This window comes from Arthrobacter sp. NPDC056691, from assembly GCF_042791415.1.
Classification (GTDB): Bacteria; Actinomycetota; Actinomycetes; order Actinomycetales; family Micrococcaceae; genus Arthrobacter.
The window spans coordinates 1-16,690 of the sequence record NZ_JBHTXX010000032.1; the positions used below are offsets into that span (position 1 = coordinate 1).

General features: G+C 67.5%; 13 protein-coding genes. 4 read left to right on the forward strand and 9 right to left on the reverse strand.

Features of this window, described 5'->3' with window-relative positions; all coding sequences use genetic code 11:
- Positions 1-35: 35 nt before the first annotated feature.
- From ACFRAU_RS20580 to ACFRAU_RS20620, 9 genes are all read right to left on the reverse strand, one after another.
- The gene (locus ACFRAU_RS20580) at positions 36-2,396 is read right to left on the reverse strand and encodes an FdhF/YdeP family oxidoreductase (RefSeq protein ID WP_378001269.1); all 2,361 of its coding nucleotides are present in this window, start codon (positions 2,394-2,396) and stop codon (positions 36-38) included.
- 105 nt (positions 2,397-2,501) lie between these two features.
- The gene (locus tag ACFRAU_RS20585) at positions 2,502-3,122 is read right to left on the reverse strand and encodes an MBL fold metallo-hydrolase (RefSeq protein ID WP_378001270.1); all 621 of its coding nucleotides are present in this window, start codon (positions 3,120-3,122) and stop codon (positions 2,502-2,504) included.
- Entirely contained in the window at positions 3,119-4,279 is a 1,161-nt protein-coding gene (locus tag ACFRAU_RS20590) for an S-(hydroxymethyl)mycothiol dehydrogenase (RefSeq protein ID WP_378001271.1), read from the reverse strand. Before ACFRAU_RS20590 ends, ACFRAU_RS20585 begins: the two co-directional genes overlap by 4 nt.
- Positions 4,280-4,337: 58 nt before the next feature.
- On the reverse strand, positions 4,338-5,978 hold the full coding sequence (locus tag ACFRAU_RS20595) for an APC family permease (RefSeq protein ID WP_378001272.1): 1,641 nt from the start codon (positions 5,976-5,978) through the stop codon (positions 4,338-4,340).
- Between the two features lie 164 nt (positions 5,979-6,142).
- Positions 6,143-7,690 (reverse strand): aldehyde dehydrogenase family protein, encoded by a 1,548-nt coding sequence (locus ACFRAU_RS20600; protein ID WP_378001273.1) that lies wholly within the window; start codon positions 7,688-7,690, stop codon positions 6,143-6,145.
- A 4-nt stretch (positions 7,691-7,694) separates the two neighbouring features.
- The gene (gene betA, locus ACFRAU_RS20605; RefSeq protein WP_378001274.1) at positions 7,695-9,410 is read right to left on the reverse strand and encodes a choline dehydrogenase; all 1,716 of its coding nucleotides are present in this window, start codon (positions 9,408-9,410) and stop codon (positions 7,695-7,697) included.
- Between the two features lie 314 nt (positions 9,411-9,724).
- The gene (locus ACFRAU_RS20610; protein WP_378001275.1) at positions 9,725-10,309 is read right to left on the reverse strand and encodes a TetR/AcrR family transcriptional regulator; all 585 of its coding nucleotides are present in this window, start codon (positions 10,307-10,309) and stop codon (positions 9,725-9,727) included.
- A gap of 74 nt (positions 10,310-10,383) precedes the next feature.
- Positions 10,384-11,778 (reverse strand): ATP-binding protein, encoded by a 1,395-nt coding sequence (locus ACFRAU_RS20615; protein ID WP_378001276.1) that lies wholly within the window; start codon positions 11,776-11,778, stop codon positions 10,384-10,386.
- On the reverse strand, positions 11,775-12,458 hold the full coding sequence (locus ACFRAU_RS20620; protein ID WP_377993704.1) for a response regulator transcription factor: 684 nt from the start codon (positions 12,456-12,458) through the stop codon (positions 11,775-11,777). Before ACFRAU_RS20620 ends, ACFRAU_RS20615 begins: the two co-directional genes overlap by 4 nt.
- A 397-nt stretch (positions 12,459-12,855) precedes the next feature.
- Here ACFRAU_RS20620 and ACFRAU_RS20625 point away from each other — a divergent pair, with 397 nt between their 5' ends.
- From ACFRAU_RS20625 to ACFRAU_RS20640, 4 genes are read left to right on the forward strand one after another with little or no spacing between them, the layout of a single operon-like run.
- Complete coding sequence (locus ACFRAU_RS20625; protein WP_378001277.1) at positions 12,856-13,995, forward strand: PP2C family protein-serine/threonine phosphatase; 1,140 nt, start codon at positions 12,856-12,858, stop codon at positions 13,993-13,995.
- Complete coding sequence (locus ACFRAU_RS20630) at positions 13,992-15,989, forward strand: glycosyltransferase family 2 protein (protein ID WP_378001278.1); 1,998 nt, start codon at positions 13,992-13,994, stop codon at positions 15,987-15,989. The genes ACFRAU_RS20625 and ACFRAU_RS20630 overlap by 4 nt, the downstream gene beginning before the upstream one ends.
- The gene (locus tag ACFRAU_RS20635; protein WP_377993701.1) at positions 15,929-16,261 is read left to right on the forward strand and encodes an STAS domain-containing protein; all 333 of its coding nucleotides are present in this window, start codon (positions 15,929-15,931) and stop codon (positions 16,259-16,261) included. Before ACFRAU_RS20630 ends, ACFRAU_RS20635 begins: the two co-directional genes overlap by 61 nt.
- A complete protein-coding gene (locus ACFRAU_RS20640) occupies positions 16,254-16,682 on the forward strand; it encodes an ATP-binding protein (protein WP_377993700.1) in 429 nt (142 codons plus the stop codon). The genes ACFRAU_RS20635 and ACFRAU_RS20640 overlap by 8 nt, the downstream gene beginning before the upstream one ends.
- Positions 16,683-16,690: the final 8 nt, after the last annotated feature.

The following is a 16,690-nucleotide window of genomic DNA, read 5'->3' on the forward strand; positions in this document are numbered from 1 at the left end:
CTTCCGAAAGGAAGCGGGCCCGTTCTGTCCTGAAATCAGCTAGCCGACGCCGTCTCCAGCCCGGCGTCCGCACCGGCAGCGGCAGCCTCGGTCCCGCCGTCGTGCGGTTCGAAGCGGACGAACATGGCCTTGAAGCCGGGGGTGTTGGACACCCGGGCCACGTTTTCCTTGTGGACCAGGGCGTTGGCCTCGGGAAAGTACGCCGCGGCGCAGCCCTTGGCCGTCGGGTAGGCCACCAGCCGGAACTTCTCGGCGCGCCGGTCCGTGCCCTGGAACGTGCTCACCACGTCCACGAGGTCGCGGTCCTGGAAGCCCTGCTCGGCGAGGTCCTCCGGGTGCACCAGGATCACGCGGCGGCCGTCGGAGATCCCGCGGTACCGGTCGTCCAGGCCGTAGAACGTGGTGTTGTACTGGTCGTGGCTGCGGATGGTCTGCAGCACCAGGTGGCCGGCCGGCGGCGTGAGGTACTCCAGCGGGCTGACCGTGAAGCGGCCGCGGCCGATGTCCGTCGCGAAGGACCGGGTATCGCGCGGCGGGTTGGGCAGCACGAAGCCGTTCCTGGTCCGGACCCTGGCGTTGAAATCCTCGAATCCGGGCAGGACCCGGGCGATGTGGTCCCGGACCACGTCATAGTCCTCGGCCATGGACTTCCAGTCCACCGGGTGCCCGGGGCCGAACGTGGCCTCGGCCATCCGTGCCACGATGACCGGCTCGGCGAGCAGGTGCTCGGACACCGGCTGCAGCCTGCCCTGGGTGGAGTGGACCACTGACATGGAGTCCTCCACGGACAGGAACTGGGCGCCCTTGGGGTGCTTGTCGTCCTTGTCCGTGCGGCCCAGCGTGGGAAGGATGAGCGAGGTGCGGCCGTGCACCACGTGCGACCGGTTGGGCTTGGTGGAGATGTGCACCGTGAGGCCGATCCGCTGCATCCCGGCTTCCAGGGTCTCCGTGTCCGAGCACGCCAGCGAGAAGTTCCCGCCCATGGACACGAAGACGTCCACCTCATCGCGTTCGAAGGCCTCCATGGACTCCACGGCATCATGGCCGTGGTGCCGCGGCGACTGGATGCTGAACTCCTTGTCGAGGGCCTCCAGCAGCCATTCCTTCGGCTTCTCCCAGATCCCCATGGTCCGGTCGCCCTGGACATTGGAATGTCCGCGGACCGGGCACGCACCGGCGCCGGGCTTGCCGAAGTTCCCCTGCAGCAGCAGGACGTTAACCATTTCCTTGATGGTGTCCACTGAGTGCGGCTGTTGGGTAACGCCGAGCGCCCAGCAGAAGATGCTGGCCTTGGACTTCACCAGCATGCCGGCCACGGTCTCGATCTGGGCACGGTCCAGGCCGGTGGCGCGCTCCGTCTCGTCCCAGTCCAGGTCCTGGCGGGCTTCGACGTACGCATCAAAGCCATCGGTCTGCGCGTCAATGAAGGAACGGTCGACGACGGTGCCCGGGTTCTGCTCTTCGGCTTTCAGGAGCAGGTGGCCGAGGGCCTGGAACAGTGCGAGGTCGCCGCCCACCTTGATCTGCAGGTATTCGTCGGCCAGCGGCGTGCCGCCGCCCACCACGCCGGAAAGCGTCTGCGGATCACGGAAGTTGAACAGGCCGGCCTCGGGCAGGGGGTTCACCGCCACCACCTTGCCGCCCTTGTCCTTGCACTCCTTCAGCGCGGACAGCATGCGGGGATGGTTGGTGCCGGGGTTCTGCCCCACGACGAAGATCAGCTCGGAATCGTGGATGTCATCCAGCGATACCGTGCCCTTGCCGATGCCGATGGTGGGGTTCAGCGCCGACCCGGAGGACTCGTGGCACATGTTGGAGCAGTCCGGCAGGTTGTTGGTGCCCAGGGAGCGGGCAAACAGCTGGTACATGAACGCCGTCTCGTTGGCCGTGCGGCCCGAGGTGTAAAAGACGCAGCGGTCAGGAGTGCTGGCCCGGATGTGCTCCCCGATCAGCTCGAACGCGTCCGCCCAGGAGATCGGCGAGTAGTGCGTTCCCCCTTCCCGGATGACCACCGGTTCGCTGAGCCGGCCCTGGTTGCCCAGCCAGTACTCGGTCTTTTCCGACAGCTCCGCGATGGAGTGCTTGGCCCAGAACTCGGCCCCCACGGTGCGCAGCGTGTTTTCCTCGGCCACGGCCTTGGCGCCGTTCTCGCAGAACTCGGCGGCCTTGCGTTTCTTGTCCGACTCCGGCCAGGCACAGCCCGGGCAGTCAAAGCCGCCGCGCTGGTTGAGCCGCAGCAGCGACTGCGCCGTGCGGGTCACACCGGCCTGCGCCACGGCGCGTTCCAGCGCCACCATCACGGCCTTGACGCCGGCGGCTTCGGTCTTCGGCTTGTGGACTTCCAGCTCGTCCTCGTTGATGTCCGCGACGGGGGCGGGCTGCTTTCCGAACTTCATTGTTCCAACTTCCTAACCGGCTGCTTTCGTGCCTGTCTGATCACGGCGTAAGGCGCGCCGGGCTTCCCGGTGCGCCTTACGTCGTGGATCGTGGATCTTGTTTCTTTACTGAGCCACCTTGGCGAGGGTTTCGCGTTCGGCGGCGATGGTGGTGTTCTCCCCGTGTCCGGTCCTGACGATGGTGTCCGCGGGGAGGGTGAGGAGGCGTTCGCGGATGGAGGCCAGGATGGTGGGGTAGTCGCTGTAGGAGCGGCCGGTCGCGCCGGGTCCGCCGTTGAACAGGGTGTCCCCGGTGAACACGGTGTTCTCGGTTTCGAGGTGGAAGCAGGTGGAGCCGGGTGAGTGGCCGGGGGTGTGGATCGCCTTGAGCACGGCGCCGGCGACCTGGAACTCGTCCCCGTCCGTGATGTCCCGGTCGGGGGTGGTGCCGGGGTAGACCTGTTCCCAGAGGACCTGGTCCTCCGGGTTCAGCCAGATCGGGGCGCCGACGGCGTCGGCGAGTTCGCGGGCGGCGCCGATGTGGTCGTTGTGCGCGTGCGTAAGCAGGATGCCCAGGACCTTCCGGCCCCGGACCTGGTTGATGATCGCGGCCGCGTCGTGCGGGGAATCAATGATCACGCACTCGGTGTCGTTCCCGACGATCCAGACGTTGTTGTCCACATCCCACGTGCCCCCGTCCAGGGAGAACGTCCCCGAGGTGACCAGGTTCTCGATCGTGACGCTCATGCGCCGGCTCCCTGGGCTGCGGCCTGCTGGGTTACGGCCTGGGTTGCGGCGGGCCGGGTTGCGGTGGCGGGCTGGATTTCGACGACGGAGCGCAGGACCTTGCCCTCGTGCATTTTGTCGAAGGCCTCCTCGACCTGGTCGATGGTGATCCGTTCGGACACGAACGCGTCCAGGTCCAGGTTGCCCTGCTTGTAATGGGACACCAGCATCGGGAAGTCCCGGGACGGCAGGCAGTCCCCGTACCAGGAGGACTTCAGCGACCCGCCCCGGCCAAACACATCCAAAAGCGGCAACTCAAGGACCATCGCCGGCGTCGGGACACCGACCAGAACCACCCGGCCGGCCAGGTCGCGGGCGTAGAACGCCTGCTTGTAGGTTTCCGGGCGGCCGACCGCCTCGATCACCACGTCCGCGCCGTTCCCGCCGGTCAGTTCCCGGATCGCCTCCACCGGGTCAGAGGTCCGGGAATTCACCCCGTGCGTCGCGCCCAGCGACCTGGCCATCTGAATCTTGTTCTCATCAATGTCCACCGCGATGATCGTCGTCGCCCCGGCCAGCTTCGCGCCGGCGATCGCGGCGATGCCCACCCCGCCGCAGCCGATCACGGCCACCGACTCGCCGCGCTTGACCTCACCGGTGTTGATCGCCGCCCCGATCCCGGCCATCACACCACAGCCCAGAAGCCCGACGGCGGCCGGGTCCGCGTCCTCGTCAACCCTGGTGCACTGACCGGCAGCGACCAGCGTCTTCTCCGCGAAAGCACCGATCCCCAACGCCGGGGACAGCACCGTGCCGTCCTCCAGGGTCATCTTCTGCGTCGCGTTGGCCGTGTTGAAACAGTACTGCGGCTGGCCCTTCGCACACGCCCGGCACTGCCCGCACACCGCACGCCAGTTCAGGATCACACGGTCGCCGGGGGCAACCTCCGTGACACCCTCACCCACGGCAGCAACAACACCCGTAGCCTCATGGCCCAGCAAATACGGGAACTCATCCCCAATGCCGCCCAGCTTGTAATGCAGATCCGTATGGCACACCCCGCACGTCAGAACATCAACCAAAGCCTCACCCGGACCCGGATCCGGCACCAGAATCGTCTCCACCGACACCGGAGCATCCTTCGCCCTGACAACAACTGCCTTCACTTTATGAACCATGAGGTCACATTCCTTTCCTGAGCCCGGGGGCCCTTTGGCTGCGGCACCTCAGCCAAATCTAACCGACTTGCTGTGGTTCCAAATCCCCGTCCCGCGGACCGGACATTCCGCCCGCCGTGCTGCCGGTGTCGACGCGGGCGGGCAACTCCTGCGCAGGCGCCGGAAGCGGGGCAGCGTGCACTGCGGCGTGCTCGGCGAGGACGCCCGTCTGGTGCCTGATCTTCAGGCGGTAGAGCAGCGCCCCGCCGCCGGCGACGGCAGCGACGAAGAGGACCCCGCCCCACTGCAGGTACCACTCAAACGGCGGTACCGAGTTGTAGATTTCGGGCCGCGGCCAGATCAGGTTGACCGTCATGGCGCCGCCCCACAGGACCGCCAGGATGTTCACGGGCAGTCCCCACTTGCCCATGCTGAAGCCGGGTTCGGAACGGTCGCCGGAGACCGGCCACTTCTTCACCAGCCGCTTGCGCAGCATGGGAACGGTGACCAGCAGGTAGGACAGGTAGATCAGGACGATGCTGATGCTGGACAGGATCGTGAAAATCGCGGGCTGCATGACGTTGACCAGCAGCGGGATGACGGCCAGGATGCCGATCACGATGGCCGCGACGGTGGGGGTCTTGCGGGCCGGGTCCACCTTGCTGAGCTGCCGGCTGAAGGGCAGGTTGTTGTCCCGGGCCATGGCGAACATCATCCGGATGGCGGCGGCGTGGACGGCAAGCGTGCAGACCACCACGGCAACCACGATGCATGCCAGGAACGCCTTGCCGAAGGGCCCGCCCAGGACGGAGAGCACGATGTGCTGCAGGCCGCCGTCGGCAGCCCCGATCTTGGGGTCGGTGAGGTCCGGCGCGGCCAGGATGCCGAAGAGCAGGATCAGCCCGCCCAGCAGGAACGAGGCCGTGACGGCGCGCAGGATGGCCTTGGGGGCGGTGCGCTTCGGGTCCTTCGTTTCCTCGCCGAGGGAGCTGGCGGTGTCGAAGCCGTACATGACGTAGCCGGAGGCCATGGCGCCGATGAGGAACACGCCGAAGAAGCCGAGGTCGTGGCCTTCGCCGAAACCGGCGGTGTCGAAGAAGACCTCGGGGCCGCGCACCACATGCCAGCCCAGCGCCAGGATCAGCAGCACGGCCGCGACCAGCTCCACGAAGACGCCGATGCTGTTGATCCGGGTCATGAGCTTCACGCCGAACGCGTTGATGAGCGTGGAGATGGTGATCATGATGGTGGCCAGCACCACGCCGTTCATGGCGAAGTCGTAGGGGCCGGTGCCGTCACCGACGAACTGGAAGCCGGACCAGAGCTGCGGCAGGGTGATCTGCAGTGCCAGCGCCACGGACCCGAGCGCCATGATCGAGGACAGCAGCAGCAGCCAGCCGGCGAGCCAGGCCGAGGTCCCGGAGGCGAGGCGCTTGGCCCAGTTGTAGACCGAGCCGGCCACGGGGTAGCGGCCTGCCAGTTCGGCAAAGCACAGCGCCACCATCAGCTGGCCGACGAAAACGATGGGCCAGGACCACGCGTAGGCGGGGCCGGCCATAGAGAAACCAAAGTAGAACAGTTGAAAAACGCCGGTGAGGATGGAGATGTAGCTGACGCCTGCGGCGAAGCTGGCGAACTTGCCAATGCTCCGGTCCAGGGTCTGGGCATAGCCGAACTCGTCCATGCCGCTTGAATCAGTACTCTTGCTGGGTTCCAACATCTGAACTCCTAAGTCAGAAAAGCACGATGGTGATGACCCGCGGCCGCCTTTGGACGCGGGTAACACTACACGCACGTGAAACCGAATGCAGTTGGAATCACGCAGGTGTATCGACGGCCGGGCCCTGCGCTGCAGCGCCCGGCCGTCTCCCCCAAAGTTGATGCCTAGCCGGCCCCGACCGCTCCCGTCACTCCGGGAGCTTCCCCGGGAGCTGAGCCAAACCATCCGCTCGGGGCGGGGGCGATGTTCTGCCAGATGTGCTTGGCTTCGCGGTACTCAGCCAGGCCTGCCTGGCCGAGCTCACGGCCGATCCCCGATTTGCCGAATCCGCCCCACTCCGCCTGGGGGACGTACGGGTGGTAGTCGTTGATCCACACCGTTCCGTGCCGGAGGGCGCCCGCGACGCGCTGCGCCTTCGACGCGTCCGACGTCCACACCGCGCCGGCCAGGCCGTACTCGGTGTCGTTCGCGATCGCGATGGCCTCGGCTTCGGTCCGGAACGTCTCGACAGTGAGCACCGGCCCGAACGATTCCTCCCGCAGCACGCTCATGCCCGGGCGGCAGTTGCCAAGCACGGTGGGCGGGTAGAAGAAGCCGCCGGCGAGCGGGCCGTCGTCGGGGATGTATCCACCGCACAACAGCTCTGCGCCCTCCGCGATCCCGGCCTGGACGTAGGCGTGGACCTGGTCGCGGTGCCTGGCGGAGATGAGCGGCCCCGTCTCGGCGTCGGGATCGAACGGTCCGCCCATCCGGATCTTCTTCGCCCGCCGGACCACCTCGGCCACAAAGCGCTCGGCAACCGTCTCTTCGACGACGAGCCGCGCCCCTGCAGAGCAGACCTGGCCGGAGTGCAGGAACACCGCGGTCAGGGCGTTGTCGACGGCGGCTTCCCAGTCCGCGTCCGCGAAGACGACGTTGGGGTTCTTTCCGCCAAGTTCAAAGGCCACGCGCTTCACAGTGTCCGCGGCGGCGGCCATGATGGTCTGCCCCGTGGACAGGCTCCCGGTCAGGGAAACGAGGTCGACGCGCGGATCGGAGCTGAGCGGTCCGCCCACCTTCGACCCGCTTCCGGTGACGAGGTTCGCAACGCCGGCGGGAACGCCGGCCTCCGCGAGGGTCTCCATGAGCAGGATCGAGGTCGACGGCGTGAGCTCGCTGGGCTTGAGCACGAACGAGTTCCCCGCGACGAGTGCCGGAGCAACCTTCCACGCTGCCTGGAGGAGCGGATAGTTCCACGGCGCAATGAGCGCGCAGACCCCGAGCGGTTCGTACACCACCCGGCTGATGGCATCCGCCCGGCCGGTGTCGATGACCCGGCCGGCGTCGAGCCCGGCGACCTTGCCGTAGTACCGGAAGCACGCGGCGATATCGTCCATGTCGTACTCCGCCTCCACGAGCCGCTTGCCCGTGTCGAGCGCCTCGGCCCGCGCATAGGCGGCCTTGTCCCGCTCCAGGAGGTCAGCGACGCGGAGCATGACCGCACCGCGCTCGATGTCCGTCAGCCGGCGCCACGGGCCGTCGTCGAACGCGGCCCGTGCACTGGCGATCGCCCGCTCCGCGTCCTCTTCCGTAGCCTTGGCGACGACGGCCACCTCACGCCCGTCCGCCGGGCAGCGCACAACGGTGGTCCCGCCGTCGGACGGCTGTTGCCATTCGCCGTCGACGTACAGGCCCCGGGCGAGCTCAAGCTTGGTATCGATTGTCACGCTCATGCCCTTAGGCCCTCGCTGCCGCGGCGGCTGCTGCCGGCGTGGATCCGCCGCGTTCCAGCGGGCTCACACCGTGCCGGTAGAACTCGGCATGCTGGGGCGCGAGCGGCGCCTTGCCGGCGATCAGGTCGGCGGCCTTTTCGGCCAGCATCATCACCGGGGCGTAGATGTTGCCGTTGGTGACGTACGGCATGGCCGAGGCGTCCACCACGCGGAGGCCGCTGGTGCCGTGCACCGTCATGTCCAGCGGGTTCACCACGGCCATGGGATCGGAGTCCGGGCCCATCTTCGCGGTGCAGGACGGGTGCAGTGCCGTCTCGGCGTCGCGGGCCACCCAGTCGAGGATCTCCGCGTCTGTCTGAACGGCGCGGCCGGGCGACAGTTCGCCGCCGCTGAAGGGGCCCATGGCGGACTGGCCGAGGATGTCGCGGGCGACGTGGATCGCCTCGACCCACTCGCGGCGGTCCTGGTCGGTGGAGAGGTAGTTGAACAGCATGGACGGGTGCACCGTGGGATCGGTGGACTTGATTTTGAGGCTGCCGCGGGCGTCGGAGTACATGGGCCCGATGTGCACCTGGTAGCCGTGCTTGGCGTCCGCCTTCTGGCCGTCGTAACGGACGGCCACCGGGAGGAAGTGGAACATCAGGTTGGGGTAGTCCACATCCTCGTTGGAGCGGACGAAGCCGCCGCCCTCGAAGTGGTTGGTGGCCGCGGGGCCCTTCCGTCCCAGCATCCACTGCAGCCCGATCAGCGGGTACCGCCAGAGGTCCAGGGCCGGCTGCATGGAGACCGGCTGGGTGCAGGCGTGCTGGATGTAGACCTCCAGGTGGTCCTGGAGGTTTTCGCCGACGCCGGGCAGGTTCACCACGGAGTTGATGCCCAGCGAGTTCAGGTGGGCTGCGTTGCCCACGCCGGAGAGCTGCAGCAGCTGCGGGGTGTTGATGGCGCCGCCGGCCAGGATCACTTCACCCGCGCTCACCTGGTGGGTCTTGCCGTTGCGGCGGTAGGTGACGCCGGTGGCCACGCTGCCCTTGAAGTTGACCTTGGTGACGAGGGCGCGGGTCAGGACGGTCAGGTTTTTCCGGCCGAATTCCGGCCGCAGGTAGGCGCGGGAGGCCGAGAGCCGCTGGCCCTTGTGGACGTTCCGGTCGAATGCGGCGAACCCCTCCTGGCGGTAGCCGTTGACGTCGTCGGTCAGCGGGTAGCCGGCTTCCTGGGCGGCGGCAAAGAAGGCCTGGAACAGCGGGTTGGTGGCGGGCCCGCGCTCCAGCACCAGCGGGCCTGAATGACCGCGCAGTTCATCGTCGGGGTCCGCCGCCAGCGCGTTTTCCATCCGGTTGAAGTACGGGAGGCAGTGCGCGAAGTCCCACGATTCCATGCCCGCGTCGGCGCCCCAGCGCTCGTAGTCGAGCGGGTTTCCGCGCTGGAAGATCATCCCGTTGATGGAGCTCGATCCGCCCAGGACCTTGCCGCGGGCGTGCGCCACGCGCCGGCCGCCCATGTGGGGCTCGGGATCGGACTCGTAGCGCCAGTCATAGAACGGGTTGCCGCTGGGGAAGGTGAGCGCGGCGGGCATCTGGATGAAAAGGTCCCAAGGGTAGTCGCTCCGTCCGGCCTCGAGGACCAGGACGCTGCTCTGGCCGCCGTCGCTCAGGCGGTTGGCGAGCACTGAGCCCGCGCTTCCGCCGCCGACGATGACGTAATCGTAATTGGTCCGTGTCATGCAAAATCTCCTTCTACCTGGTGCAGGTCACCTGCCGGGGGCGGATAGTCCTTCGTCCGGAAACTGGCGGTGGGGGTTGACGAGATGGTCAGTGAGTTGCGGCGGGTGGAGTTTTCCCTGAGCCGCAAACCGGAAGCCGCCGGTGAAACGCCGTTATTTCCGCGGGACCCCGTTTGTGTGGTGTAGGTCATACACAAGCAGATTAGTGCAGATTGAACAAGTGTTCAAGGTTAAAACTGAACCGATGTTCAAGAAATTTTGGGTACGGCTCTGCCAGGACCCGTTTGGTGTTGTTTTAGCTGGGCCGGTTACCGCTACGCGGCGAAGGCGATCTGCTCCGTGCGGGCGAGGCTCCGCTGGATGGATGCCTCGTCCACGCCGAGGAGGGCCGTGAGCCACATCCCGTTCTGCACGACGACGATGTCGGCCGCCCGCTCCTTGCATTCAGCGGTGGAAAGCCCGGGTTTGGCATTCCCGATCAGGGCCGCGAGCCCATCCAGATACCGGTCGAAGGCTGCGGCATTGATCAGCGCAAAATCCTCAGAGGCCTGCGCAAGCGCCCAAAGATGGAGGCGCAGGGAAAGGTGCTGCGTGGTCAGCAGTTCCGGGTCCGCAACGCGCCGGAGGGCCTTTTGAAGCTGTTCGTCCGGGGACGATGCCGGGTCCGGCGCCACCAGCTCAAGGTCGCGTTCGTCAATCCGGTGCAGGGCTGCACGGATCAGGCTCGACTTGTCCTCGTAGTAGTAGTTGACGAGACCGAGTGCGACCCCGGCTTCGCGGGCCACGGCGCGCATGTTCACGCCCGAGATGCCGTGGCGTGACAGCAGGTCCAGCGCCGCCTCGAGAATGCGCGCTTGCCTGTCAACCTGTTCGCCGGATTTCACGGTGCCTGTACCCACTGGGCCAGACTATGGCGAAACCCGCTATGGTGCATCTGCCGTCCACGAGCGGGGCAGTCAGGGGCGCCCTCCCGCTAGTGCACGGCCTTGAATGCGACCCGGGCGTCCACGCCCTGGGTGCCGGGCCTGGCTTCGAGGGATGCCGCGGCGCCGCTGGCCTCGGCGAGCTGCTGGACGATGGCCAATCCCAGGCCGCTGCCCTCGGACGTCGACTGGCCGCGCCAAAAACGGTTGAAGGCGCGGTGCCGGTCCTCCTCGGAAAGCCCGGGACCGTCGTCGAGCACGTGAAGCTCATACCCTCCCGAGGCACCATCCGGCCGGACCACCAGGCGGATCTCCGAGTCCGGCGGCGCCACGGCCAGGGCGTTGTCGATAAGGTTGTCGATGATCTGTTCCGCCGCGCCGGGCATGGCCATCACCCTGGCCTCCGGAACCGCATCCAGCACCGTCCGCACCCCGCTTTCCTCGGCCAGCGCCTCCCACTGCTCCACGCGGTTCCGGGCGATCTCGCTGAGATCCACCTCTTCCCGGTCCACATGGCGGCTGTCCGCCCGGCTCAGGACGAGCAGGCCGTCGATGATCCGCTGCAGCCGGTACGTCTCCTCCAGCGAGTCGGCCACCATGACGCGCGCGCCGGCGGGATCGTTGCCGACGGCATCCACGGCGTTCTCCAGCCGCAGCCGCAGTCCTGTCAGCGGGGTGCGCAGCTGGTGGGAGGCGTCGCTGGCAAATCCGCGCTGCTGCTGGAGCAGGTGCTCCAGCCGGTCCGCCATCTGGTTGAAGGACCGGGCCAGGGTGCGCAGCTCCGGCGGACCCTGCTCCTCCTCGGTACGGGTGGCCAGATTGCCTTCCGCCAGCAGCTCCGTGGCTTTCTGCAGCCGTTGGATCCGCCTGGTCACGGCGCCGGCCATCAGGTAGGCCAGCAGGCCCGCAAGCAGCACGGTGGTGCCCGCTACCGCCCACATCACCCGGAGCTGGCCGGACACGCGGTCATCCACCACGGAAGCCGGGTAGGTCAGGCGCACCGCGCCGGTGATGTTCTCGCCGCTGAGCACCGGAACCGTGACGTACACCAGGTCGAATCCCAGCGTGTCCGAGTGGCGCTGCCCGGAGGTGATCTGGCCGGCGAGTGCGGCGGAAATTTCGGGGCGCGAAAGGTAAGAGGCCCCGGTAGCCGACTGGTCGTCGTCGGACGTTGCCACGGCCGTACCGGCACGGTCCACCACCACCACGCGGGCCCCGCTGGCGCGGCCGTAGTCGCGGACGGCCGTGGCCACGGTCCCGGGCGCCGGACCGCCTGTCTCAAGCAGCTGCCGTGCCCGCCCGCTGAGCAGGAAGGCGTCGCGTTCAAGGGAGGTGGCCAGCCGGTCGCGTTCCACCCGGACGAGGTAGCTGCCCAGCGGAATGTCCTGTACCAGCACCACCAGGAGCGTGATGGCCATGAACGCGCCGATCAGCCGCCACCTCACCCGGGCACGTCCAGCCTGAATCCGACGCCGCGCACCGCCTCGATCCAGCGCGGGTCGCCGAGCTTCTTCCGGATTGCCGCCACGTGCGCGTCCAGGGTCTTGGTGGTTCCGTACCAGGTGCCGTCCCACACCGCGCGCAGGATGTCGCTGCGCTGGCACACGGCGCCCGGGTCTTCGGCCAGGTAGTAGAGGAGCTCGAACTCCTTGGCGGTGAGGTGGATTTCCGTGCCGTCCACCAGCACCCTGCGCGAGCGCTGGTCGATGCTCAGCGTGCCGATCACGCGGGTACCGTCGGCCGGCGGAGGGCTATCGGACTGCGGATCTGCCGTGCGGCGGGCCACGGCCCGGATCCGCGCGATGAGCTCGCGCATGCCGAACGGCTTCACCAGGTAATCGTCCGCCCCCAGCTCCAGAGCGAGCACACGGTCGATCTCCTCGTCGCGCGCGCTGACAACGATGATCGGTGTCATGGTCAGGGAGCGGATGGACCGGCAGACGTCCGTGCCGTCCATGTCCGGCAGCCCCAGGTCGAGGAGCACGAAATCAGGGCTGGAGGAACGGACCTCGGCGAGCGCCCCTGCCCCGTCGGCGACGTGCCGGGCCTGGAAACCGGCCCTGGTCAGGCCCTCCAGCACGCCGGCGGCCACCGATTCGTCGTCTTCAACCACCAGGATCTGCATATCCGATTATCTTCCGGCCGGAGCGGTACCGCGGCGGATAGCCACGGTTTGATTAGCCTACGTCTCCGAGCTTTGACAATTCTTGGGTCATCGAGGCCCCCAAACCACCCCTCCATCCGCCGACCCTTCCTCGGATCCTGCCGCCTTTCCCCAAACCCTTCCGCACTCGATTGCGGGAGGGTCAGCCCCGACCCGGCGAAACGTGAGGAAGCGTCCTCGCCGACCCGGCGAAAGGTGAGGACGCGTCCTGGCCGACCCGGCGAAAGGTGAGGAAGCGCCGGGGGAAACCCAACGCAAAGTGAGGGAGCGTTGACACGGGGGTTCACGCAGCCCGAACCGGCTGGACACGATGCGCCTCCGGCGTGACAAGTATGTAAAGACAGTAGTTAATAGAGGCATGCCTTCAACCCCTGAGCCGCGCCGCGCCGTCGTGATCGAGGATGACCCGGACATCCGGGGGCTGCTGGTCCGGGTACTGGCCAAACAGGGCTTCGAAGTCACCGAAGCCGGCGCCGGTTTCCCGGGCATCGAGGCGGTGCGGAACACGAAGGCGGACCTGGTCACGCTGGACCTGAACCTTCCCGATCTGGACGGGCTGGAGGTCTGCAAACGGCTGCGTGAGTTCTCGGACGCGTTCATCATCATGCTCACCGCCAGGGTGGATGAGCTGGACAAGCTCACCGGCCTGGACAACGGGGCGGATGACTACATCAACAAGCCGTTCAGCCCCCGTGAGTTCCAGTCCCGGATCAACGCGCTGTTCCGCCGCTCCCGCACCCCGGCAGCGGACGAAGCCGCCCAGAACGACCTCCGCCGCGCCGCCGAGGTCCAGCAAAGCCTGCTCCCCCGCGAGGAGGTCCGGCTGGACGGCTACGAGGTGGCAGGCGTGTTCCGCCCCTCACGCAGCGTGGGCGGCGACTTCTATGACTGGTACCAGACTCCCGACGGGCTGCACCTGACGTTCGCCGACGCCATGGGCAAGGGCATGGGCGCCGCCCTCATCGCGGCCACCGCCCGGGCAGTCATGCGCTCGGTCCGCCACGAGCCGGACCTCGGCAACGCCTTCAGCCTGGCCAGCCGCTCGATCGCCTCGGACCTGGACATCTCCGGGTCCTTCGTCACGCTCTTCCACGCCCGGCTGGACGCCGGTTCCGGCAAAGTCAGCTACGTCGACGCCGGCCATGGCCTTGCGCTTCACCTGCTGGCCGACGGCGGTGCGCAGCGGCTTCCGTCCGCCGGCCCGCCCGTCGGGGCATGGGGCGATGCCAGCTGGACCGAAGCGGACCTGGAGCTTGCCGCCGGTGACTCGCTCGTCGTCGTCAGCGACGGCGTCCTTGACGTGTTTGGCTCCGTCGCGGAGTTCACCGACGCCGTCCGCCGTTCCACGCACGGGCAGCCCACCGCAGAGGCTGCCTGCGCCGCCCTGCTCCGGCTGGCCCCGGCCGAGACCGCGGAGGACGATGTCACCGCGGTGGTGGTGCGGCGCCTGGCCGGGACACCGCACTGGGGCGAGCGGGCCGGAACGGCTGCGCAGTGACCCGTTTCTGGACGCGGTTAGTGGTGCTCCTGACGGTGCTCCTGGGGATCAACTACATCGCCTGGCGCTGGCTGGCCTCGCTGAACTGGGAGGCGTGGTGGATCGCGGTGCCGCTCGTGGCCGCGGAGACCTACAGCCTCATCGACGTCATGCTGTTCGGGATGACCGTGTGGCGCCTGAAAATCCGCAAGGCTGCGCCGCCGCCTCCTGCCGACGCCACCGTGGACGTCTTCATCACCACGTACAACGAGCCGCTGGACCTCGTGATGACCACGGCCCTCGCCGCCAAGCGCATCCGGCATCCGCACAGCACCTGGATCCTCGACGACGGCGCCCGCCCCGAGATGCGCCGCCTCGCCGAGGACCACGGGCTGGGGTACGTCACGCGCAGCGAGGACTGGAACAACATGCCCCGGCACGCGAAGGCCGGCAACCTCAACAACGCCCTGATGGTCACCGAGGGCGAGTTCCTGCTGATCCTCGATGCCGACCAGATCCCCGAGCCGGACATCCTCGACAAGACGCTGGGCTACTTCACCAACCCCAAGGTTGCGCTGGTGCAGACGCCACAGTACTTCAGCAACGTCCCGGCCTCCGATCCCCTGGGCAGCCAGGCGCCGCTGTTCTACGGGCCCATCCAGCAGGGCAAGGACGGCTGGAACGCGGCCTTCTTCTGCGGCTCCAACGCCATCCTCCGCCGCGAGGCCCTTATGCAGCTGGGCCTGGTGGGGTACGTCAAGGAGACGGAAAAGAGTATCCGCCGCGCACTGGCGGCGTCCCAGTCGGCCATCCGCAAGGCCCGGAAGTCGGCCGATTCGGACAACCTGCTCGTGGCGCAGATGCTCGACGAGGTGGAGGCTGCCACCACCGAAGCCCGCCGCAGGCTCGACGACGGCGAGTCGCTGAGCGAGATTACCTACCGGGTGCGCCGGAAGGTGGACCAGGCGGTCCAGGCCCTCGTCCAGGCCGATGTGTCCGCGCTGCAGGCAGACCTTGAGGAAATCGCGGCCATGGAACTGGCGCACGTGGGCGACTCCGGCGTCCCCGTGGTGGCCGACGACGCCGTGCAGCGCATGTCCGCCCGGGACTGGTCCCCGCTGGGTGCCATCGAATCGGTGCAGGCCGTGCTGGACGCACTCTCCGTGGAACGCACCGGCGAAGCCCAGCCCGTCATGCCGCTGGCCACCATTTCCGTGACCGAGGACATGGCCACCGCCATGCGCATCCACGGCATGGGATGGAAGAGCGTCTACCACCACGAGGTCCTCGCCTACGGCCTCGCCCCGGAGGACCTCGCCACCATGCTGACGCAGCGCCTGCGCTGGGCGCAGGGCACCATCCAGGTGATGCTCCGCGAAAACCCGCTGGTGCAGCGCGGCCTTAAGCTGGGCCAGCGGCTCATGTACTTCGCCACCATGTGGACCTACCTGAGCGGCTTCGCAGCGGTGATCTACTTTGCCGCCCCCATCGTCTACCTGCTGCTGGGGATCCTGCCGGTCACCAGCCTCAGCGCCGACTTCTTCATCCGGTTCATTCCGTTCATGGTGGTCAACCAGCTGCTGTTTGCCATCGCCGGCCGCGGCATCCCCACCTGGCGCGGGCAGCAGTACAGCCTTGCGCTGTTTCCCACCTGGATCAAGGCATGTACGACGGCGGCCCGGAACGTCTGGTTCGGGCGTCCCCTGGGGTTCGCCGTCACCCCCAAGGACCGCCAGACCGGCGGCCCCAGCTGGAGCCTGATCCGGCCGCAGATTGTGGTGTCGGTGCTGCTGGCAGCTTCCTCGGTGGTGGGCATTGCGCGGCTTGCCGCCGGGATGTCCGAACCGATCGGTACGCTGGTCAACGTGGCCTGGGTGGTGTTCGACCTCGTGGTCATGAGCATCCTGGTCAGGGCGGTGCTGTACAAGGGTTTTGATCGAAGAGAGGAAGACGGATGGATCTTAGTTGCGAGGTCAAGGATTCGTACGCCGAAATCAAGGCCGCCGGACGCCTGAACATGGTGTCCGCGCCCAAGCTCAGGGAGTTCGTGGCCGACGTTGTTGCCTCCGGATCCAGCCGGATCGTGGTCAACCTGGAGGACACCGCCTTCATGGATTCCTCGGGGCTCGGAGCCCTCATCGGCTGCCTGAAGGCGGCCCGGCAGGCAGGCGGCGACCTCCGCATCGCCGCCGTCCAGCCGCAGGTGAAGATGGTCCTTGAACTGACCAGCATGGACCGCGTGCTGACGTCCTACGCCACCGCTGACGAGGCGTTCGGCAATGACTGAGGTCCTGGCCCGCCGGAAATTCCGGAGTGTGGCGACGCCAGAGTCCGTCGATGCTGTGCACGGCCAACTGGACGGCCTCTGGGAGGATGCCCCGTTCGTTCCCGACATGGACCGGATGACCTTCGCCACCGCAGTGATCGAGGCCGCCGCCAACGTGGTCCAGCATGCGGAACCGGAATCGTCGGATCCCGTGGAACTGGGCGTGGACATCTGCATCCGCAGGTCGAGCCTGCGGGCCGAGGTCAGCGCCTTCGGCGCCGCCAGCCCGGCCATCGACGACGCCGACCCCGCCATGCCCGGCGAGGATGCCGAGTCGGGACGCGGGCTGGCTCTGATCCGCGCGCTGGTCACCACCGTGACATTCACCCGGCAGGACGGGACGAACACCTGGATCCTGTCCAGGGACTCCACCGGCTCCTGACAATCGCG